Genomic DNA, 21,650 nt, shown 5'->3' on the forward strand with positions numbered 1-21,650 from the left:
CTTGTGCGAGGCGCCGGTCTTCGTCGCGTCGGGCCCACCGGCACGACGGAACGGGGAGGACGGTCGATCAGGGGCGCGGCATCGGCCGTGACTGGGTGTCGGGACGGCCCGGGCCACGCAGGGCCTGCCGCAGTTGCGGGCTCATGAAACGGACCAGGTCGTCGGTCGTCATGGAGACGACGGGCTCCAGCCGCAGCAGATAGCGGGTGGCGATCAGCCCGGCCACCACGGTGGTGAACGCGGCGGCACGTTGCCGGGCGTCGCGTCCCGGCACGAGGCCCGCGATCCGGTCGACGATCTCGCGTTCGAGCGCCTCCTTCACCAGCGAGCCGAGGGAGTCGTCGTCGATCGCGGTCTTCATCATCGCGAGCAGGGGCGGACCCGTCACGGGGTCGTCCCAGACGGCGACGACCTGACGGACGACCCGTTCGGGGAACGTGCTGAGCTCACCCTCCTGCACGACCCGCGCGAGGAGTTCGGCCGGGTTGGCACCCAGCGCCAGGGCGGCACCGAACAGCCCCTTCTTGGACCCGAAGTAGTAGCTGATCAGGGCGAGATCGACGTCGGCCTCGCCGGCGACGGACCGGAGGGTCACCGCGTGATAGCCGTCCTCGAGGAAGCGCCGCCGAGCGACGGCCAGGATCGCGGCCCGGGTGTCCGGGCTTCCCGGTCTGCGTCCGCGCTGTGAACCGGGTTTATTCATCACGGACGAATTCTATGGCGCCGCCGAACACGTCGCGGGGCGCTCGGACACGTCGCGGTGCGTACCCGTGTGTCGCGCGTACCCGTGTATCGCGCGTTCCCGTGTGTCGCGGTGCGTTGTCATGTGTCGCGGTGCGTTTCCTTCTGTCGCGGTGCGTTCCGATGCGTCGCCCTGTGTACCGATGTCTGCCACTTCTTACGAAATGGCATCGTTAATCCGTATGAGTGGTACATCACACACCGAGGCCGTAGCGTCGAGGCAGAGCCGACACGCTGACGGCCACATGACAGAGCGTCCCGCATGGAGCTGATATGCGCAGAAACTCGATCCGGACCGCGTTCACCGTCTGCGCGGCCGCGTCGCTCGCAGCGGTGATGGGTACCGCTTCCGCCGCCCCCGCGACCTCGCACACCACGCACGCCACGCACGCCACGCAGCAGCGACAGGCGCCCCCTGTGCTCGTGGACTGCTTCTGGCATCCGGATGTGCGCCCCGCCGAGTTCATCCTGGCCTGCGGCGACGGCAACAGCCGGCTCGTCTCGCTCCACTGGTCCCACTGGAACCAGAACTCCGCGGTCGCCCGCGGCGTCAACATGGTGAACGACTGCAAGCCGTACTGCGCGGCGGGCAAGTTCCACTCGTACCCGGTCGTCGTCCGCCTGGACCACCCGCAGCCGTGGAAGAAGAAGCCGCAAGTGCAGCACTACACGCGGATGACACTGACCTACACCCACGACCACCCGGACGGATACGCGCAGAAGGTCAGCTACCCGCTGTGGGACTGACGCCGGCCGTTCGCCGACCCGGCGTCTCGGACTGACGGCCCCGCCCGAGGCCGTTCCAAGAGGTCACCCGGGAACCGACACGCGTGCCGGACTCACCGTACGGTGTTCACCGCCGACTCGCCGATGGTGAACACCGTACGGAACCCCGCAGCCACAGAAACAGGTACAAAATGGGGCGTGTGGGTATCCGGCGCATGTCAGTGGACCGTCTCGTGGAGCAACCGTCGGGCCGCGGTCTGGTGGCGATCCCGCTCGCGTTGATCGTCGTGATCACCGTGGTGGACATCCGCTCCCCCACCGACGTCCATCTGGGCCCCCTGCTGGTCATCGCGCCGACCCTCACGGCCTCGCTGGCGGGCCCCGCGCTGACGGCCCTGGTCGGCGTGCTGGCCGTCGCCGCCCAGGTGGTCATCGCCATCCTGCACGGCGGACTCGGCACCACCAACCACATCGCGCAGCTCATCGCCCTGGTGGTGCTCTCGGCGCTGGTGGTGTTCGTGTGTCATGTACGGGAGCGGCGAGCCCGGGAGCTGGTGCGGGCGCGCTCGGTCGCCGAGACCGCGCAACGCGTGCTGCTGCGCCCCCCGCCGCGCAAGATCGGTCCGCTGCGCGTGGCCTGGCTGTATCTGGCCGCCGAGGACGACACCCAGATCGGCGGCGACCTGTTCGCGGTCACCCGGGCCGCCGACGCGTCCACCCGCGTCATCATCGGGGACGTCCGGGGCAAGGGGCTGGCCGCCATCGGCGAGGCCTCGGTGGTGCTGGGCGCCTTCCGCGAGGGCGCCCACCGGTACGCCACGCTCCCCGAACTGACGGCGGCCCTCGAGGTGAGCGTGTGCCGGGACCTGGACGAGGTGGCCGACACCGAGCACGACCCGGGCGAACACTTCATCACGGCGCTCGTTCTCGACATCCCCGACGACGGCGCGCAGGTCGAAATGATCAACTGTGGTCATCCCCCGCCGCTGCTCCTGCGTGACAACCGGATCACCGTCCTGCACGCACGGCATCCCGTGCCCCCGCTGGGCATGTGCGAGCTGCCCGCCACCAGCCACCACTCCGATCCCTTCGCCTTCGAGGCCGGCGACTTCCTGCTGCTGTACACCGACGGCGTGATCGAGGCCCGCTCCCCGGACGGCGCCTTCTACCCCTTGGCCGACCGGGTGGCCACCCTCACCGCCTCCAACCCCGACGTCCTGCTGCGACAGATCCACGACGATCTCGTCCGGCACGTCGGTGACCAGCCCGGCGACGACGCCGCCTTCCTCGTCATCGAACGCACCCCCGCGCACCACCTCCGCCTCTCGCACCGCACCCCGGACGGCCACCACCGGCTTCCCACCGACGGATCGCCGCCTCCCGCGCAACTCTGAAGGCACGGCGCCCGAGGCGACACCGCGCTTCTCGCGCCAGTGCCGTGCCCGTGCCCGACTGGCGAGGCCGACCGCCGCGTGGCCACGATGGTGGGAGATCGACTCGACGCAGGGGGCTCACCCAGGGAGGCTCCCGTGGCCCACACCTTCGGAACCGACGTCGTGGTGGCGGGTGCGGGCCCGGTGGGTCTCACGGCGGCCGCGGAGCTGCGCAGGCGCGGGGTCCGCTGCCGTATCGTCGACCGGCTTCCGGCTCGGCTCCCGTACGCGAAGGCGGTGGGCATCCAGCCGCGCACGCTGGAGATCTGGGACCACATGGGGCTCACCCGCACGGTCCTGGAGGCGGCGGTACCGATGTACGGGCAGCTCGCCTACGTCAACGGCACCGAACAGGCCCGGATCGACCTCGTCCTGCCGCCCGAGGTGCCGTACGGCTTCGCCGCCCTGCCGCAGTACGAGACCGAGCGCATCCTCGACACGTATCTCGCACGGCTCGGTACCGGGATCGAGCGGGGCACGGAACTGGTCGCGTTCAGCCAGGACGCCGACGGTGTGACGGTCGCCCTGCGGTCGGCGTCCGGAGCCGAGGAAGAGGTCAGGGCGCGCTATCTGGTGGGCTGCGACGGCGCGCACAGCATCGTGCGCAAGAAACTGGGACTCACCTTCGAGGGCAGCGCGTTCCCGGAGGAGTACATGCTCGGTGATGTGGAGGTGGACTGGGACCTGCCGCGGGGCTACGGCGTCCGCGCCATGCACCGGAACGGCGACGGCGAGGTGGACGACGCGCTGGTGTGCATCCCGTTGCCCGGCCGGAACCGGTACCGGATGTCCATGATGGTCCCGCCCGCACTCTCCACGGCGGGGCGGAACGACGGGCCGGCCGACGGCGTCGTCCACGGCCTGGAGGGCGGACACGCGCCCGCGCTCTCCGACATCCAGACCGTGCTGGACCGGTTGTCCCCCCGTCCCACGACCGCCTCCCGTCTGCGCTGGTCCTCTGTCTTCCGCATCAGTCACCGGATCGTCGACCGCTACGGCGACGGCCGGGTCTTCGTCGCGGGCGACGCGGCGCACATCCACCCCCCGACCGGTGCCCAGGGCATGAACACGGGTATCCAGGACGCCTGGAACCTGGCCTGGAAACTCGTCCTCGCCATCGAGGGCGGCGCGCGCCACGATCTGGCGGCGAGTTACGACGCCGAGCGGCGGCCCGTCGGTGAGGAAGTCGTCGAGCGCACGGTCCGCCACGCGACCCGGGGCGTCCAGGCCGACCCGGCCGACCCGGCGACCGTGATGCTGCGCGAGGCACAGCTCCTCGTCGGCTACCGCGGCAGCCCGCTCGTGGGCACGGCCGAAGAGGGCCCCGGACCCCAGCCGGGCGACCGGGCACCCGACTGCACCGGCCTCGCGGCGCACATCGCCACCTTCCCGCTGCGCCTCCACGACCTCCTGCGCGATCGCGGGCACGTTCTGCTGGTGTACGGGGACGGCGAGCAGATCGGTCAACTCGCGCAAGTGGCGGGTGAGTTCTCCGGAGGGCGGGTCGGTACCTGTGTGATCCGGCCCGCCGGGAGCAGCACGAACACCTCGGGCTCTCCGGCGTACGTCGACACGCTCGGCGAGTTCGCCCGTCTCTACGGCGTCTCCGACGCAGTGACCGCCTTCGTGGTCCGCCCGGACGGATACATCGGAGCCCGCCTCTGTCCGCCGACGGCGGCGCAGCTGACGGCCCACCTCGCCCGTACCTTCGCCCCGGCCGACTCCGGCACCCGGTAGCGGTACCGGCCCCTCGGGGCCCGTCAGTCACCGCACGGCAGACGGGAGCTGCCGGACAGGCATCATCGCTCAGGCCTCAGACCTCAGGCCTCCGGCTTCAAACCTCCGGCCTCAGCGGGCGGGATCATTCCATCAGTTGGGCCGCGAGGGTCGCGCCGAGCTCCCAGCACGCCTCGATGTCGGCCTTGCCCGGCTCGCCGGTCACCTTCACCGCCTCGGCGGCACGGCGCCAACCGAGGCCCGTCGTCACGGACTCGATGCCGCGCACCGCCCCCGTGACGTCGTTTCCGCCGTGCACGTAATAGCCGAAGGGGCGCGCGGCCGTCGTGTCCAGGCACGGGTAGTAGACCTGGTCGAAGAAATGCTTCAGCGCGCCCGACATGTAGCCGAGGTTGGCCGGGGTGCCGAGCAGATAACCGTCGGCGGCCAGCACATCCGAGGCGGTCGCCTCCAGCGCCGCCCGCCTCACCACCCGGACGCCCTCGATCCCGGGCGCCGTCGCGCCGGAGACCACGGCTTCGAACATGGCCTGGCAGTTGGGCGAGGGCGTGTGATGCACGATCAGCAGAGTAGGCACACCCCGCACCCTGCCGCGCCGCCCGCCGTCGCCGCAAGCACCACCGGGCCGAGCCGACGGCCGACTTGGACGGGGAGCCCCCGACTCCGCTCCCGTGCCTCCGGCTCCCCGCCGCAGGCTCCGGCATCCGGGCGCCGACACCGTCCGTCACGGGTGACGCACGGCCGGGAGGCGGCGGCCCGCCCGGCTGCACGATCGGGCGCGCGGTGCAAGGCTGGAAGTAATCCGGAGCGGTTGGAGCCCGGCTGTTTCGGCACACCGCGACCGAAGGGTGATCCGATGACCAGCCGCAAGAAGAAGGACGGCCAGCACACCTCCGGGGCCGGAACAGCAGCCGCTCCCGCCTCACGATCCGGCTCCGCCGGGGTCGAGCAGGACGTGGACGAGCTGGTCACACGCGGCCTGGAGGCACTGGACGAGTACGCCGACTACACCCAGGAACAGATCGATCACATAGTGAAGAAGGCCAGTCTGGCCGCGCTCGCCGAGCACACCCGACTCGCCATGATGGCGGTCGAGGAGACCAGGCGCGGCGTCTTCGAGGACAAGGCCGTCAAGAACATCTTCGCCTGCGAGAACATCACCCACTCGATGAAGGGCGTGAAGACCGTCGGCGTGATCCGCCGCGACGACATCGACGGGATCATAGAGATCGCCGAGCCCGTCGGGGTGATCGCGGGCGTCACGCCCGTCACCAACCCCACGTCCACCACCATCTTCAAGGCCCTGATGGCGCTGAAGACCCGCAATCCGATCATCTTCGGCTTCCACCCGGCCGCGCAGAACTGCTCCGCCGAGGCCGCCCGGATCGTCCGGGACGCGGCCGTGCGTGCGGGTGCCCCCGCCCACTGCGTGCAGTGGATCGAGCGGCCCTCCAAGGAGGCCACCAGCGCCCTGATGAACCACCCCGGAGTGGCGTCGATCCTGGCGACGGGCGGCAACGCGATGGTCCGGGCCGCCTACAGCTGCGGCAAGCCGGCGCTGGGCGTCGGAGCCGGGAACGTACCCGCCTACATCGAGAAGAGCGCCCAGATACGGCGTGCGGTCAACGACGTGGTGCTCTCCAAGACCTACGACTACGGCATGGTGTGCGCCTCGGAGCAGGCCGTGATCCTGGACCAGGAGATCCGTGACGAGGCGATCGGGGAGTTCCGCAAACTCAAGGCGTACACGGTCAACGACCAGGAGAAGGCGCTGCTGGAGGCGTACCTCTTCGGTGTCGGCGCCGAGCAGCAGGGCGGACGCGACTGCGCGGGCGCCCAGTTGAACGCCGACATCGTCGGGCAGAGCGCGGTCGCCATCGCCGAGGGAGCCGGCTTCGAGGTGCCCAAGGACACCTCGGTGCTCCTGGTCGAGGTCTCCGAGGTCGGTGTAGAGGAGCCGCTGACCCGGGAGAAGCTCTGCCCGGTGCTGGCCGTGCTGACCGTGGACAGCCGGGCCGACGGGGTGCGGCTGGCCACCGAGATGGTGGAGTTCAACGGTCTGGGCCACTCGGCCGCCGTCCACACCGAGGACGCGGCGTTCGCCGAGGAGTACGGGCATGCCGTCAAGGCCTGCCGGGTGATCTGGAACGCGCCCACCTCGCAGGGCGGAATCGGTGACGTCTACAACGCGTTCATGCCGTCCCTGACCCTGGGCTGCGGCTCGTACGGCAGCAACTCGGTCTCCGGGAACGTCACCGCGCTCAACCTGATCAACATCAAGCGGATCGGGCGGCGGAACAACAACATGCAGTGGTTCAAGGTGCCGCCGAAGATCTACTTCGAGCGCGATTCCATCAAGTACCTGGCCGATGTGCGCGGCTCCCGCAAGTTCGTCATCGTCACCGACAAGACGATGGTGGAGATCGGGCACCTGGAGCGGATCCGCAACGTCCTGAGCCGCCGCAGCGAGATCCCCGAGATCCGGGTGATCGACAACGTCGAGCCCAACCCGAGCCTGGACACCGTGCAGAAGGGCGCCGAGATGATGCGTCACTTCGAGCCGGACACCATCATCGCGCTCGGCGGCGGCTCGCCGATGGACGCCGCCAAGGTGATGTGGCTGATGTACGAGCATCCGGAGCTGGAGTTCGCCGACCTGAAGGAGAAGTTCTTCGACATCCGCAAGCGTGCCTTCACCTTCCCCGACCTGGGGGAGAAGGCCAGGCTGGTGTGCATCCCGACCACCTCGGGCACCGGCAGTGAGGTGACCCCCTTCGCGGTGATCACCGACACCGCCACCGGCCAGAAGTACCCGCTGGCCGACTACGCGCTGACCCCGAGCGTGGCGATCTGCGACCCGGCGCTGACCCTGGACCTGCCCAGGAGCGTCGCCGCCGACTCGGGATTCGACGCGCTGACCCACTGCCTGGAGACCTACGTCTCGGTGTACGCCAACGACTTCACCGACGGACTGGCGCTGCAGGGCATCAGGCTGATCTTCGACAACCTGGAGAAGGCCGTCAACGAGGGCGCGGCCAACCCGGTCGCCCGGGGCAAGATGCACAACGCCGGCACGATCGCCGGCATGGCCTTCGGGTCCGCGTTCCTCGGCGTGGTGCACGCGATGGCGCACACCCTGGGCGCGACCTTCCACGTCGCCCACGGCCGCACCAACGCGCTGCTGCTGCCGCACGTGGTCCGCTACAACGGATCGGCGCCCACCAAGGTCACGAGCTGGCCGAAGTACCACAGCTACGTCGCCCCCGAGCGCTACCAGGACATCGCCCGGATGCTGGACCTGCCCGCCGACACGCCGGAGGAGGGTGTGGAGTCCCTGGCCCACGCGCTGGAGGAACTGCGCGAGAAGGTCGGCATCCCGCGGTCGTTCAAGGACGCCGGGGTCGACGAGGCGGCGTTCCTGGACGCCCTGCCCGAGCAGGCGATGAACGCCTACGAGGACCAGTGCGCGCCCGCCAACCCGAGGCTGCCGATGCTGGCCGACATGCAGGAACTGATGCGCCGCGCCTACTACGGCGACCCGGTGTGAGCCCCCGTACGAACGCCAAGGCCCCGATCGACCGAGAAGGAGTCGTCCACCGATGACCACGCAGCAGCAGCGGCCCGTCCGGAGCGCCTGGGACGGCTTCCGGGGAGGTCTGTGGCGCGACGAGATCAACGTACGGGACTTCATCCAGCAGAACTACACCCCGTACGAAGGTGACAACTCCTTCCTGGCCGGTCCCACCGAGCGCACCACGGCCGTGTGGAAGAAGATCACCGATCTGTTCCCGGAGGAGCGCGCCAAGGGCGTGCTGGACGTGTCGTACGACGTCCCGTCCACCATCACCGCCCACCCGCCGGGCTTCATCGACCAGGACACGGAGCTGATCGTCGGTCTCCAGACCGACGCCCCCCTGAAGCGGGCGATCATGCCCTTCGGCGGCTGGCGGATGGTGGCCGGGGCGCTGGAGACCTACGGCTACCCGGTCTCGCCCGAGCTGGAGAAGGTCTTCACCCAGTACCGCAAGACCCACAACGCCGGGGTGTTCGACGCGTACACCCCGGACATCCGGGCGGCCCGGAAGGCGGGCATCGTCACGGGCCTGCCCGACGCCTACGGCCGGGGCCGCATCATCGGCGACTACCGGCGGGTCCCGCTGTACGGCGTGGACCGTCTGATCGAGGCCAAGCGGGAGGAGAAGTCCGGTCTGGACGCCATGCCCCGCGACGCCTCACGCATGGAGGAGGTGATCCGCGAACGCGAGGAGATCTCCGAGCAGATCCGCGCGCTGGGCGAGCTGAAGGAGATGGCCGCCTCCTACGGATCCGACATCTCGGGCCCGGCGAGCACCGGCCGCGAGGCCGTGCAGTGGCTGTACTTCGCCTACCTCGCGGCGGTCAAGGAGCAGAACGGCGCGGCGATGTCCCTCGGCCGCACCTCGACGTTCCTCGACGCCTACCTCCAGCGGGACATCGACGCCGGGATCCTCGACGAGAGCGCGGCGCAGGAGATCGTCGACGACTTCATCATCAAGCTGCGGATCGTGCGTTTCCTGCGCACCCCGGAGTACGACGAGCTGTTCTCCGGCGACCCGACCTGGGTCACGGAGTCCATCGGCGGCATCGGCTCGGACGGCCGCACCCTGGTCACCCGGACCTCCTTCCGCTACCTGCAGACCCTGTACAACCTGGGGCCCGCGCCCGAGCCGAACATGACGGTGTTCTGGTCGCCGGCGCTTCCGCAGGGCTTCAAGGAGTTCTGCGCGCAGGTCTCGATCGACACCTCCAGCCTCCAGTACGAGTCCGACGAACTGATGCGCCCGCGCTTCGGGGACGACACCGCCATCGCCTGCTGTGTCTCGGCGATGGAGGTCGGCAAACAGATGCAGTTCTTCGGCGCCCGGGTCAATCTCGCCAAGACACTGCTGTACGCCATCAACGGCGGCCGCGACGAGCTGTCGGGCGCCCAGGTCGGTCCGGCCACCGGGCCGGTCACCGGCGAGACGCTGGACTACGACGAGGTGCTGGGCCGGCTCGACCGGCAGATGGAGTGGCTGGCCCAGACGTACGTCCACGCCCTGAACGTCATCCACTACATGCACGACAGGTACGCCTACGAGCGGCTGGAGATGGCGCTCCACGACCGTGACATCCGGCGCACCATGGCATGCGGCATCGCCGGGCTCTCGGTCGCCGCGGACTCCCTGTCGGCGATCAAGCACGCCCGGGTCGCTCCGGTGCGGGACGAGACGGGGCTGGCCGTGGACTTCCGCATCGAGGGCGAGTACCCGGCGTACGGCAACAACGACGAGCGGGCCGACTCGATCGCGGTGTGGCTGGTCGAGGAGTTCATGCGCAAGGTGCGCAAGCACCCCACCTACCGGGGCGCCGAGCACACGCAGTCGGTGCTCACCATCACCTCGAACGTGGTGTACGGGAAGAAGACCGGCAACACCCCCGACGGCCGCCGCGCGGGCGAGCCGTTCTCGCCGGGCGCCAACCCGATGAACGGCCGTGACACCCACGGTTACGTCGCCAGCGCGCTGTCGGTGGCCAAGCTGCCGTACGAGCAGGCGGAGGACGGGGTCTCGCTCACGAACACGATCACCCCGGACGCGCTGGGCCGCACCCCCGAGGACCGGATCCGCAATCTGGCGGGAGTCCTGGACGGCTTCGTCACCTCCCAGGGCTTCCACATGAACGTCAACGTGCTCAACCGGAACACGCTGATGGACGCGATGGAGCATCCGGAGAAGTACCCGCAGCTCACCGTCCGGGTCAGTGGTTACGCGGTCAACTTCGTACGGCTGACGCGCGAGCAGCAGCTCGACGTGCTGGGCCGCACCTTCCACGGGTCGCTGTAGCCGTCCGCCTCCCGGGGGAGCGCGGACCGCCCGCCGCGCTCCCCCGGAACCGTCACGACGTCAGGAGGCCCCGTCATGTCCCTGATCCAGCCGGGAAACGCTCTCCCGCCCATCCTCTCCGGCGGCCCCGACAGGCCGGTCGAGGAGGCCGTCCCCCGGCGCGGCACCGGTCCGGTCACCGGAGCGGTGCACTCCTGGGACCTGTCCACCGGTGTCGACGGTCCCGGCACCCGTTTCGTCGTCTTCGTCGCCGGCTGCCCGCTGGCCTGTCTGTACTGCCACAATCCCGACACCCTGCGGATGAGCAACGGCAAGCGGGCCACGACCGACGAGGTCGTCGCGGAGGCGGCCAGGTACGTGCAGTTCATCCGCGCCGCGGGCGGCGGCTTCACCGTCAGCGGAGGCGAACCGATGCTCCAGCCGGACTTCGTCGGCGAGATCCTGCGCCGCTGCCACGACGACCTGGGCCTGCACACCGCCCTGGACACCTCCGGCTTCCTCGACGCCCGCGCCACCGACGCCTTTCTGGACAGCGTCGACCTGGTGCTCCTGGACATCAAGTCCTGGGACCGCGAGCTCTACATGCGCCTCACCAGCCGTCAGCTGGAGCCGACCCTGGTCTTCGCCCGTCGCCTGGCCGCACTCGGCAAGGAGGTCTGGGTCCGCTTCGTCCTGGTCCCGGGTCTGACCGATCCCCCGGAGAACGTGGCGGGAGTCGCCGCCTTCACGGCGTCCCTGGGCAACGTCACCCGTGTCGACATCCTGCCCTTCCACAAGCTCGGCTCCGACAAGTGGGCGGGACTGGGCATGGACTTCACCCTCGCCGCCACCCCCGTCCCGAGCGCCGCCCAGATCGCCGAAGCCCGCTCCGTCTTCGCCTCGTACGGCCTGAACGCGGTATGACCCGCTGAACTGCTGATATGCTCGATCTTGAGCCCGCACCGGACACTCGGTGACGAGCCCGGCGTTGGTGGTCCAAGGAAAGACGCCCCGCTTCCTGCGGGGAAATGCAGGTGCAAGGCCTGCCCGGCGCTCCACATTCACCGCCTCCGGTCATTCGACCGGAGGCGGTGTTTCGTTGTGCCCTGTCAGCGCGTTGTCACGTCAGGGCGCTGTCGTGTCAGGGCACTGACGTCAGTGGCCGGGAACCACGAGATGCGCCCTCTCCCGGGGACGGGTCGTGTTCAGGTAGTGCTCCTCGGCCAGGCGCCAGCGGGCCTCCCAGTCGATGGGGCCGTGGTCGTCGCCGCGGGCCCGGAGCCGGCGCATGGACTCCTCGGGCGGGGTGTCGACGTAGACGACCAGGTCGTAGTGGTCGGCGAGTTCGGGCCGGGCGGTGTAGACACCCTCGACGAGGACGATGCCGTCGCAGGCGACGGCACACGCCTCGTCCGTCGCGAGGGATCCGGTCGGCCAGTCGTAGCGCCGGTAGGCCGCGTCGTGGCCGGTGGCGAGCGGGGTGAGGACCTCGTCACGCAGCCGCTGCCAGTCGAAATAGCGGTCGTAGCCCTGGGCGGGGGTCAGGTCGGCGCGTTCGCCGGCGTCCATCGGACGGTAGAAGTCGTCTCCGCGCACGACCACGGCGTCATCGAGCCGGGCGACGGCGGAGGCCAGGGTCGACTTGCCCGACCCGCCCATGCCGTCGACCGCGATCAGCACCAGTCCTTTGTCGGCGCGGGCGCGGGCGGCGGCCACGACGCGCTCCGCGACTGTTTCGATCTTCGTCATGAGGCGATTGTGTCGGCACCGGGCGCTCCGCCCGTGGCGAATGAGCGGCACTCGTATGTTCCGACGACCCACGGGTCCTGGCGGCCGGGGAGACACGACACGGCAGAGGGGCCGACATCGTGATGTCGGCCCCTCTGACTTCGAGTAGCGGGGACAGGATTTGAACCTGCGACCTCTGGGTTATGAGCCCAGCGAGCTACCGAGCTGCTCCACCCCGCGTCGGTGAAATCAACTCTACGCCATGTTTCCCGGACCCAGGACCATGATCGCCCGCCGGCGGACCGCGCGGGCCGTCACACGTCGGTGGGCAGACCGCTCACTTCGGCGATGCCCCGCAGTTCCTCGTCCTGACGGTGCCGCTCTCCGATGAAGTCGGCGATCTCTTTGCACCGCTCGGGATCATCGGCCGTACCCGAATCCGTGACGACCCGGACGACACCGATCTCCTCGGTCTCCAGCTCGACGATCCGGTTGTCCAGGCGTCCCGTGACGGCAACGGCGACCACGAGGGACGCCTCGTCACGGACCTCCTGCGGGACGCTCTCGGGTTCCGCGCCGTCGAGACACAGTTCGATCGCTCCCACCCTCTCCTCCCTGATCGCTTCGAGTACGGGCTCGACCATGCGCAGCAAGAGCGCGTAGTCCGCCGGAGCCATACGCAGGCGGAGCATTTCGAGGTACAGGTCGAGGGGCCGGTCATCCGGTGCCTGCTCTGATGCGTCCATGGAGCTTCGCCTTCCCCAATGTGGACGACATGATCGCGTCTCCCACCAGCATGCTGCGAATCGGCTCACCCCGCCGGTCGAGACGACCGCCCGGAACACGGCCGAGGGGGCTCGTGCCCTGTCCGCACAGGCCACGAGCCCCCTCAAACTCGTTGTCCGGAATTCGTCCGTCAGGACTCGTCCGGCGAGTCGCACCCGCCAGGAGTCATCCGTCGGGACTCATCCGTCGGGAGTCGCCCGTACCGGGCGGCCGGTGTCACCCGTAGGTGCGCCGGATCCGGTAGAGCACGAAGATGCCGGAGAGGACGAAGAGCCCGCCGATCACGCCCGGCCACAGGTTCGCCCCGGTCTCGGCGAGCCCGCCGGTACCGACCGCCTGCGGCTCGATCCCCGACGTGGCCGGCGGGTAGGACACGGCCGGGGGTTCCGTCTGCGCGGGTGTCCCCACCTCGGCGCCCTGGTCGTCGCCCGGGGTCGTCACATCGGACTTGGGCTCCACCGTGGCGGGAGGCGCGTCGTCCCCGGCCGGCTCGGTGGCCGGAGCCTCCTCCGTGGGCTCTTCGGTCTGACCGCCTCCGTTGTCACCGGAACCCGGCTCGTCCTTGCCGTCGGACGGGTCGTCCGCGGTGGGCGCAGGCTCCTCGGAGGGGTTCTGCGCAGGCTCCTCCTCGGAGGGGTTCTCCGCCGGCTCCTCGGAGGGGTTCTCGGCGGGCTCCTCGGAGGGGTTCGGGTCCGCCTCCGACGGGTTCGGGGCCGCTTCGGAGGGGTTCGGCTCGGCGCTCTGCGACGGCTCGTCGGTGGCCGGCGGATCCTCCTGCTGCCCGCCCCCGTCACCGGCGCCCGCGCCGCACTTCTTGCCGTTGTTGATGCAGTCGACCACGTTCTTCATGGTGCCTTCGTCGAAGACGTTGATGAAGTCGCCGTGGTCCGTGACCGGCTTGTGGAGGTTCTCCGGGAAGGAGTCCACCGCGAACAGCGGCGACGTACGGCCGCCGTCCTGGAGGCTCGGCGCGTCGATGTCGTAGACGATGCGCTGCACCAACTGCGGAATGGCCTTGAAATTGCCGGGGCAGTTGCCCTGGGCGTCCGCGAAGGCCACGTGGGTACGGTGGTTGGCGCTGTCGATGTTCGCGCCGTCCCAGCAGCTCTGGAACTTGAAGGTGCGCACCACGTCACTGCCCTGCGGGCAGAGCGGGTACTTGTCCTTCAGCTGCCGGTCCTCGAAACCGGTGCAGCTCCAGGAGGCGTTGGCGTTCGCGGGGCCGTTGACGAAGGCCTTGGCGTCACCGGTGATGATGCGCAGCAGCCGCGGCATCTCCGTGACCTTGCTGCGCGGGTTGCCGACGAAGGTCAGCGTGACCTGCTCGGGCGTGACGATCTGACCGGCGTTGCCTTCGGTCCCGCCTCCGGGGGCTCCCGCGTCGCGTTCCTGCTTTCCGTTCTGGAGGCGTACGACGGGCCAGAAGTACGAGGACTTGTCGCCCTTGTCCTGGCAGGAGGTGTCGGCCTTGGCCAGGTCGTCGTCACTGGCGAACGCGGTGTTGGACTGGTTGCCGATGTAGTCGTGGAAGTGGTGGGCGCCGTTGGTGACACCGGGAGCCACGATCACGTTGTCCGAGTTGAACAGGCCGTTGGCGTTCACTCCACAGCTGGAGACGAACTCGCCCTGGGAGGCGTCGGCCTGGGGCTGCGGGTTCGCCACGTTGGGCTGGACGGACTTGATGTCCGCGTAGTCGGCGGCCACGGGGCCGTTGCCGGCCGGTGCGGCGCCTCCCTGCTGCCCGCCCTGGTCCTGGGACGCGCCGGCGCTCGGTGACGCGCCGTTCTGGTCCTGCGGCGCGGCGCTCTGACCGGTGTCCGCCCCGGTGCCGGGCTGGTTGCCGGAGGGACGCAGTGTGCAGGCCGCGAAACCGTCGAGCCCGCTCGGCGGGTCGCCCGCGGCATCGATCGCGGCCACGATGCGGCCGATCGACTCGGACCGCTTCTCCTTCAGCGGATTCATGATCTCGTCGGCGCCGCTGTCGCCGTTCTGCTGCATCTGGTCTGCTTTTGCCTGGAGTTGCCGGTACGCCTCGGCGATCTGCTGGTCCAGGTCTGCGAGTTCCTTGTCGACGCCCTCTTTCGCGGCGTCCGGAACCGTCTTCAACTGTTCGCCGACGTCAGGGCAGTCGATGGTGGCGGACCCGGCGGACAGGACGTTCGCGTCCGTCGCGCCGGTCTCGCTCGCCGATGCGTAGACGTTGACTCCTACGAGTCCGCCTCCGCCCAGTATCAGTGCGAAAGCTGCAGAGGTCGCGCGGCGTGCGCCCGTTGGGCGTCTGCGCGTGTTGCGTCCCAAGGTGGTGCTCCTACGCGTCGTGGTCGGCTCGGCATGGAAATCCCCCGCCCCTATACGCACGCGGGTCGCGTTGTGTTCAGCCGTCTCCCGAATTCACAGTGACCCCGTATGGAGCAACTGCCCCAGGGCGCTTCGGCGAACGCCGGAGGACCCGCTCACCCCGGGCGGACCGGGCGGCGGCGAGCCCGGCCCGCGCACCCCTGCGGTTGCGCCGGGCGCGGACCGATGGCCTGATGGGAGCACTGCGCCACGGGTACGCCCTGGACGTGGGGCCCCCGGTCATGACCCGGGCCGGTGGCACAGGGCAGGGCGCTCCGCCGCTTCCACCGTGGGCACGGCCAGGGCAGCGGCGTGAGGCGGTGAACCAGTGACGGGAGCGGAGATCGACTTCGGCGGTGTCTTCCACGCCCTGCCCGGCATGGTCGCCCTGCTCACCCCGGAGATGGTCTTCGTGGACGCCAACGACGACTACCTGAGCAACTCCGGGCGCTCGCGGGAGCAAGTGGTCGGCCGGTACCTCTTCGACGTCTTTCCCGACCGGCCGGGCGACCCCGCCTCCACCGGGATGCGGAACCTGGAGGCGTCCCTGCGCCGGGTGGTGGAGTCCGGGGAGCGCGACACCATGGCCCTCCAGCGGTACGACGTGGAGTCACTGGACCGGCCCGGTGTCTGGGAGGAGCGGTACTGGAGCCCGGTCAACGCCCCGGTGCTCCATGCGGACGGCACGGTGGCGCTGGTGGTGCACCGGGTGGAGGAGGTCACCGAACTCATCCGCGCCCGCGGCGGCCACGCACCGGGTGACCGGACCCCGGTGCTGGAGGCCGAGTTGTACACGCGGGCCCGGGAGCTGCAGGAGGTGAACGAGCGCCTGCGCCGTGCCCACGCCCGCGAACGGGAGGTCGCCGTCGCGCTCCAGGACGCGCTGCTGCCCTCACCGAACCAGGTGGTGACGCACCATGCCGCCGTGCGCTACCAGCCGGCCACGAGTTGGCTGAACGTGTGCGGGGACTGGTACGACCTGGTGGCGCTGGACGGCGACCGGATGGCGGTCGCGGTGGGCGATGTCGTGGGCCACGGGCTGTCCGCCGCCTGTGTCATGGGCCAGTTGCGCAGTGCCCTCAGTGCCGCGTCCCGGGCCTCCGCCGGTCCCGCGCGCGCACTCGAGGTGCTCGGGCTGTACGCGCGTTCCGTCGAGGGTGCCGAGTCGACCACGGCGGTGACGGCCTGGATCGACTGGGAGAGCCACACCATCACGTACAGCAGCGCGGGACACCCGCCGCCGGCTCTCCTGCGCGGCGACGGGAGAGTGGAGTTCCTGGACGGGGCGACCGACCCGCCGCTGGGAGCCCGGCCTGAGCACGTGGACCGCCCCGAGGCCGCGACGGACTTCGTCGCGGGCGACACCCTGGTCCTGTACACCGACGGTCTGATCGAGCGCCGCACCGAGGACATCGACGTGGGCCTCGGACGACTCGCCGTCGTGCTGACCCACCACCGGGAGGCCGAGCCCGAGGCCCTCGCCGACGCGCTACTGTCGGAGCTGCTCCCGCCCGGTGGCGCCACCGACGACACGGCGCTGGTGATCCTCCCGCTGTGAGCCCGACCCGACCGGTGGGGGACGGCTCCGGGGCCCCGACGACCGTCCGGCGGCGGCGGCCGCCGGACGACGCCACCCGCGCACACCTGGAACACACCTGGACCACCCCGGCACCGTTCCTCGTCGTTCGACGCCTCGTCTCCTGCCCTCCGGACACGGACCGCGGCTCTGCCCCGGTCCGGAACAGACGGCATGGACACCGTTGCCGGGAGTCGGCAGCGAAAATCCGGGTCGGGCCCCCGGGAGCGAAGGCGATTCAGACATCCCGATGGCGGAGTGTCAATTGTGCTGATTCCGGGTGCGGTCGGCTTCGTCAGCCCTCGGTGGCGGGGTTCTGCCGGGGTGGCACCGCCGAGGATCGCGCCAGCAGGACGCGGCCGCTGAGGCCGGCCAGCAGGAGCCCGGCCACCATGGGCACGAGGCAGAGGGCAGGACCCGAGGACCAGTCGACGGCGGCGGCGCGGCAGGCCAGCACGACGGTCACGGCGCCGGCGGTCCCGGGCAGGGCGATCAGCGCCGGGCCGGTGCGGCCGAGGTCGTCCTCGGCGAGCGCGCCGAGGACGCCGACACCGAGGGCCAGTGCCCAGACCCCGAGCGCCTGCGCGTCGGGGCGGTCGACGCTCCACGGCACGAAGTCGGCCCAGAAACCGGGCCGGACGAGCAGACCCGTGCCGATACCGAGCCACGCCGAACCGAGCACGGCCAGCGCCGGTTTCGACCAGCCGGGCAGCGGCGCACCGCGCGGGCCGAGCGGCCGGCCGGGGGTGAGGTACTGCAGGACCAGCCCGATCAGGGCGCACACGCACAGGGCGCCGAGCACGAAGAGCCAGCCGAGGCTGAACAGCACGGGGACGATGGAGCCGCCCCGGGCGATGTACAGCTGCCCCGCGTTGAGCAGGCTCACGGTGAACAGCCCGACCAGGACGACGGCCAGCGGGTGGACGAGCGAGCGGACCTCGTGCCAGGCGCGGGCCCGGCTCACCGCGAAGAGTCCGGGCGCGGTGCCGAGCATGGCCGCGCCGATCAGCCCTGGAGTGAGCGACTCGGGGGAGCGCCACGCGCCGAAGACGTGTCCGGTGAGGGCCACGGCCGCCAGCAGGCCGCCGACGAGGACGCCGACCACGGCGACCGCGGTGGCCAGCATCGCCACTCCGGCGGTCAGCGGCCGCCCGCCCGCCGCGAGGGGCCTCGGCAGCCCGGGGACGTCGTCGGTCCTGGGCGGGTCGGATGCGTTCGGCATGGGGATTCCGTTCCGGACGTAGGGCGCGACGGAGTGAACGGGCCGGGGAGCGAGGAGGGGCTACGGGACCGGTGCCGAGAGGCGGGTGGCCGAACCGGGGGCGGGCACGGCCCTCTTGAGGACCTCCCGTGCGTACATGACGCGCACGCTGACGATCAGGGTCGCCGTGAACGCCATGGCGCCGCAGCCGATCGCCGCCCCCGCGGCCAGCGCCGTGAGCCCGTCGAGCCCCAGTGACCGTTCGAAGAGCGGAGCGGCCCCGGCCGACAGCACCGGCGCCAGACACAGGGCCACCCAGTGCAGACGCCACTCCTCGCGGGCCCAGGTGCGGCCCTCCCGGCCGGCGTGCCTCGCGCGCAGGGCCATCACCGCGTACGTGACGGCGTACGGCAGGAGATAGGCGAGCAGGAGCCGCCTCCCCCGCGTCCCGTGGTCCAGCGAGGCGCGCGCGATCCAGGTCAGCGCGGCCGCTCCGGCCAGGTGCGCGAGGGCCAGGACGGGCACGGGGGCCCACGACCCGGACACCCCCGCGACCTTCGCGCGCCGGTCGAGGGAACGCGAGGCGATCAGGGCGCCGAAAGCGACGACGGAGCCCAGGTGCATGGTGGCCAGCCGGTTGATCTCGGCCATGGACAGTCCCGGCAGGATCAGCGGCAGGCCACCCCACTCGAAGCGGAGCAGCGGGGCGGTCAGCAGGAAGCCGTAGCACAGCAGCATCCAGCGCTGGTGCAGGTCGGGGAACCCCCCGACGGCGGCGAGCACTCCGAACGTCACGCTCATCACGGTGCCCACCAGGATGGTCGCGAGCACGATCCAGAAGGCGGCGCCGCTGAAGGCGTCCTCGGGAGCCGTGCGCGCCAGGTACATCCCGGCGCCCGCCATCGAGGCGTACACGGTCACCGCGAAGACCACCCCGAGACCCCGGTGCAGCCGCGTGCGCCGCCGTACGGCGGTGAGCACCTGCGCGGGGCCCAGCAGCATCAGCACACCACCGAGCACCGAGTGCACGATCATCGGCACGAGGCTGTGGCGGTACGGCCCGATCCGGGTGGCCAGCGCGTCGGCCACGTAACGCGGCGAGACCACGTGGGCCAGGATCCACTCACCGAACGCCGGCGCGCCGGGGTGCGCGTACGGCCACAGCTCGGTCATCGCGATCGGCGCGTAGCCCACGCACACGGCGGACACGGCGATGACGGCGAGGCGGCGCCAGGTGGTGCCCGCGGGACGACGCACGACGACTCCCTGCTCGTGGCCGCGACCCGGCCATCGATAGTCTCGTTTGGACTATCGAGACGGTAGGGCCGTCCACCGCCGGGGTCAACGGTCTGTCGTGTCCTCGTCCCGGCGCTGCACCCATCGCCAGAAGTCGATCATCATCCGCTCGTACCGGATTCCGAACTCCAGCGCGTCCCGCTGCCCGCGCGTCAGCAATTCCCCGACGGTCTCGGCGAGTTCCTCGTACTCGCCCAGGGTCCGGCTGTGCTCACCGAGCTGTACGGGACCGAGCACGGCGGGCTCGCCACCGAACCACAGCTTGAGGATGCCGCGCTCACGAGCCTCCACCGGGACGAACGCGGGGTCGTCGAGCCAGCCCCGCAGGGCAGCCCTGCCCTGGTCCGTCAGCGTCAGCACCCTGCGGTTGCGGCCGCTCTCCTGCCGCACCTGGGACAGCATCCCGGCGTCGAGGAGACGGTCGCACTGCGCGTACACCTGCGCGTGCGGCACCGACCAGAAGGGCGCGACCGTCCGCGCCGCCTCCCCTTTCACGTCGTACGCGCTGGCCTCGCCCAGCTTGTCGATGATGCCGAGGACGAGGTACGAGGCGGTGGTCAACCGAGCGTCAGCCATGGGGCGACCGTACCGCCACACGATCACCGGGCGGCAGGCGCCGCCGGACACGCTCACCGCACCGCCCGACGCGAAGAAGATCCGGGTGCCCGGCACAATGCGGGGTATACGGGCGATCACACAACCGACCGCACTTCAGGCCCACGCGCCGACCGCACTAGGAGCTCCTGTGACCACCTACGTCATCACCGTTCCCGGGACGTTCGTCCACGGCCTGTCGGACGCCTCCCGTGCCGACGTGGAGCGCAGGCTTCGCCCCCAGGACCCGCAGAACACGGACCTGGGCGAGAGCGAGGAACTGAGCCTGCTGACCGTCGACGAGGACCACAGGTTCTCCGTCCGGCTCGAGGTCGAGGCGGCGGACCGGAGAAGCGCCGAGGCCGAGGCCGTGCGGCTCGTCTCCGGCGCGCTCCTGGACAGCGGCCTGTCCCCCGACGACGCCCCGCTGGGACCTGCCGCCGTCACGGGGATCGACAGCGAGTTCTGACGGCGCGCCACCGCGCCCGCCTCGCGGACGACGGCACTCCACGAGCGGCCGGTACGCCCCGGACGGCGGTACGCCCCTGAGCCGGGCCGGAGCTCAGACCGGACGTACGACGCTGTGGATGGCCGCCTGGCCGGCGTATTCGACCGACTCCTCGGTGATCCTCGCTCCGGGACTCGGGGCGTGGACCATCATGCCGTCACCCACGTAGAGGCCGACGTGACTCACGTTGGCGTGGAAGAAGACCAGGTCACCCGGCTGCATGGCGCCGAGGGCGACCGCCGGGCCGACCTGTGCCTGGTCCTGCGTCGCACGGGGGAGCATGACCCCGGCGCTCTTCCAGGACGCCTGCGTGAGCCCGGAGGGGTCGTACGAACCGGGTCCGGACGCTCCCCACACACAGGGTCTGCCGACCTGAGCGCGGGCGAAGGCGACCGCCTCCGCGGCCCTGCTGTCGGGTCCGACGACCGGCGGGGCGGCGGGCGCGACGAGACTGTCGATGCTGAACCCGGGGTTCGTGTCGACGGCTCCGGGAGCGGCGGACCACGCCTGCTGCTTGCCGGTCGTCCGCAGCGACTGCCGCCAGGCGTCGTCGGCAGGCGGGGGCGCCGGCTGGTTCGCCGGAGGCACGGGGGCCGGCTGATACGCGGCGGGATTCGGCGCCGGCTCGTACACCGGAGGCTGAGGCACCGGCTCACTCACCGGGGGCATCGGAGCCTGCTGGTACGAGCTGGGACGGGTCGCCGTCTCGTACGCGAGGGGCAGGAGCACCGACGTGTACTCGGAGGGCGGGGGCGGCGGCTCGTACCCGAGGGGCAGGAGGACCGACTCGTACTCACCGGTCGGGGGCGCCGCCTCGTACGCCCGGGGCATGGAGCCCGTGTCGAGGACCGTGGGCATGGGCATGGGCGTCGGCTGGGGTGCCGCGGGCTGGGCCGTGGGCTCGTACGGGACGGGCTGGGGCGCCGGCTGGAACACGGGCGCCTGACCGACCGAGGGGAACGTGCCGATCTGGCCGACCACCGGGAACGAACCGGTCTGACCGACCGACGGGAACGAACCGCTCTGACCGACCGCCGGGAACGAACCCGTCTGACCGACCGACGGGAACGAACCGCTCTGACCGACCGCCGGGAACGAACCCGTCTGACCGACCGACGGGAACGAACCGCTCTGACCGACCGCC

The 21,650-nt window shown here is 70.7% G+C and carries 17 protein-coding genes and 1 tRNA gene; 8 read left to right on the forward strand and 10 right to left on the reverse strand.

What is annotated here, in order from left to right; all coding sequences use genetic code 11:
* Positions 1 to 67: 67 nt before the first annotated feature.
* Entirely contained in the window at positions 68 to 703 is a 636-nt protein-coding gene (locus ACFYW9_RS31960; protein ID WP_389157847.1) for a TetR family transcriptional regulator, read from the reverse strand.
* A gap of 311 nt (positions 704 to 1,014) precedes the next feature.
* Between ACFYW9_RS31960 and ACFYW9_RS31965 the strand changes: the two genes are divergently transcribed.
* From ACFYW9_RS31965 to ACFYW9_RS31975, 3 genes are all read left to right on the forward strand, one after another.
* On the forward strand, positions 1,015 to 1,488 hold the full coding sequence (locus ACFYW9_RS31965; protein ID WP_351866621.1) for a hypothetical protein: 474 nt from the start codon (positions 1,015 to 1,017) through the stop codon (positions 1,486 to 1,488).
* A 194-nt stretch (positions 1,489 to 1,682) separates the two neighbouring features.
* Positions 1,683 to 2,861: a PP2C family protein-serine/threonine phosphatase gene (locus tag ACFYW9_RS31970; protein ID WP_389157738.1), complete on the forward strand. Its 1,179-nt coding sequence runs from the start codon at positions 1,683 to 1,685 to the stop codon at positions 2,859 to 2,861.
* 135 nt (positions 2,862 to 2,996) lie between these two features.
* Positions 2,997 to 4,637 (forward strand): FAD-dependent monooxygenase, encoded by a 1,641-nt coding sequence (locus tag ACFYW9_RS31975; protein WP_389157741.1) that lies wholly within the window; start codon positions 2,997 to 2,999, stop codon positions 4,635 to 4,637.
* 124 nt (positions 4,638 to 4,761) lie between these two features.
* Here the strand turns inward: ACFYW9_RS31975 and ACFYW9_RS31980 are convergent, their stop codons facing one another.
* Complete coding sequence (locus ACFYW9_RS31980) at positions 4,762 to 5,214, reverse strand: flavodoxin family protein (RefSeq protein ID WP_351866630.1); 453 nt, start codon at positions 5,212 to 5,214, stop codon at positions 4,762 to 4,764.
* 279 nt (positions 5,215 to 5,493) lie between these two features.
* Between ACFYW9_RS31980 and adhE the strand changes: the two genes are divergently transcribed.
* From adhE to pflA, 3 genes are all read left to right on the forward strand, one after another.
* Positions 5,494 to 8,184 carry a bifunctional acetaldehyde-CoA/alcohol dehydrogenase gene (adhE, locus tag ACFYW9_RS31985; protein ID WP_389157744.1) on the forward strand — a complete coding sequence of 897 codons (2,691 nt, stop codon included), beginning with the start codon at positions 5,494 to 5,496 and terminating at the stop codon, positions 8,182 to 8,184.
* 52 nt (positions 8,185 to 8,236) lie between these two features.
* Positions 8,237 to 10,501, forward strand: coding sequence for a formate C-acetyltransferase (gene pflB / locus ACFYW9_RS31990; RefSeq protein ID WP_389157747.1), 2,265 nt, complete (start codon positions 8,237 to 8,239; stop codon positions 10,499 to 10,501).
* A 75-nt stretch (positions 10,502 to 10,576) separates the two neighbouring features.
* The gene (gene pflA, locus ACFYW9_RS31995) at positions 10,577 to 11,404 is read left to right on the forward strand and encodes a pyruvate formate-lyase-activating protein (RefSeq protein ID WP_389157750.1); all 828 of its coding nucleotides are present in this window, start codon (positions 10,577 to 10,579) and stop codon (positions 11,402 to 11,404) included.
* 231 nt (positions 11,405 to 11,635) lie between these two features.
* Here the strand turns inward: pflA and ACFYW9_RS32000 are convergent, their stop codons facing one another.
* The 4 genes from ACFYW9_RS32000 to ACFYW9_RS32015 form a co-directional block, all read right to left on the reverse strand.
* Complete coding sequence (locus tag ACFYW9_RS32000; protein WP_389157753.1) at positions 11,636 to 12,229, reverse strand: uridine kinase; 594 nt, start codon at positions 12,227 to 12,229, stop codon at positions 11,636 to 11,638.
* A gap of 145 nt (positions 12,230 to 12,374) precedes the next feature.
* Positions 12,375 to 12,448, reverse strand: a tRNA-Met gene (locus ACFYW9_RS32005).
* Positions 12,449 to 12,522: 74 nt separating this feature from the next.
* A complete protein-coding gene (locus ACFYW9_RS32010) occupies positions 12,523 to 12,954 on the reverse strand; it encodes a hypothetical protein (protein ID WP_326789845.1) in 432 nt (143 codons plus the stop codon).
* 256 nt (positions 12,955 to 13,210) lie between these two features.
* The gene (locus ACFYW9_RS32015; RefSeq protein ID WP_389157756.1) at positions 13,211 to 15,292 is read right to left on the reverse strand and encodes a DUF1996 domain-containing protein; all 2,082 of its coding nucleotides are present in this window, start codon (positions 15,290 to 15,292) and stop codon (positions 13,211 to 13,213) included.
* 367 nt (positions 15,293 to 15,659) lie between these two features.
* Between ACFYW9_RS32015 and ACFYW9_RS32020 the strand changes: the two genes are divergently transcribed.
* Positions 15,660 to 16,889 (forward strand): PP2C family protein-serine/threonine phosphatase, encoded by a 1,230-nt coding sequence (locus ACFYW9_RS32020; RefSeq protein WP_389157759.1) that lies wholly within the window; start codon positions 15,660 to 15,662, stop codon positions 16,887 to 16,889.
* A 313-nt stretch (positions 16,890 to 17,202) separates the two neighbouring features.
* Here the strand turns inward: ACFYW9_RS32020 and ACFYW9_RS32025 are convergent, their stop codons facing one another.
* The 3 genes from ACFYW9_RS32025 to ACFYW9_RS32035 all read right to left on the reverse strand — a co-directional run bounded on the left by ACFYW9_RS32025 (position 17,203) and on the right by ACFYW9_RS32035 (position 19,980).
* The gene (locus ACFYW9_RS32025; protein WP_389157762.1) at positions 17,203 to 18,129 is read right to left on the reverse strand and encodes a hypothetical protein; all 927 of its coding nucleotides are present in this window, start codon (positions 18,127 to 18,129) and stop codon (positions 17,203 to 17,205) included.
* Between the two features lie 60 nt (positions 18,130 to 18,189).
* Positions 18,190 to 19,365, reverse strand: a complete 1,176-nt coding sequence (locus tag ACFYW9_RS32030; protein ID WP_389157765.1) for a DUF2306 domain-containing protein — start codon at positions 19,363 to 19,365, stop codon at positions 18,190 to 18,192.
* 84 nt (positions 19,366 to 19,449) lie between these two features.
* Positions 19,450 to 19,980: a PadR family transcriptional regulator gene (locus tag ACFYW9_RS32035; RefSeq protein ID WP_389157768.1), complete on the reverse strand. Its 531-nt coding sequence runs from the start codon at positions 19,978 to 19,980 to the stop codon at positions 19,450 to 19,452.
* A gap of 169 nt (positions 19,981 to 20,149) precedes the next feature.
* On the opposite strand from ACFYW9_RS32035, the gene ACFYW9_RS32040 reads away from it, so the two are divergent.
* Positions 20,150 to 20,467 (forward strand): hypothetical protein, encoded by a 318-nt coding sequence (locus ACFYW9_RS32040; protein WP_329297741.1) that lies wholly within the window; start codon positions 20,150 to 20,152, stop codon positions 20,465 to 20,467.
* Between the two features lie 93 nt (positions 20,468 to 20,560).
* On the opposite strand, the gene ACFYW9_RS32045 is transcribed toward ACFYW9_RS32040, so the two are convergent.
* Entirely contained in the window at positions 20,561 to 21,487 is a 927-nt protein-coding gene (locus ACFYW9_RS32045) for a C40 family peptidase (protein WP_389157850.1), read from the reverse strand.
* Positions 21,488 to 21,650: the final 163 nt, after the last annotated feature.

The organism is Streptomyces sp. NPDC002698 (assembly GCF_042888945.1).
Classification (GTDB): domain Bacteria; phylum Actinomycetota; class Actinomycetes; order Streptomycetales; family Streptomycetaceae; genus Streptomyces.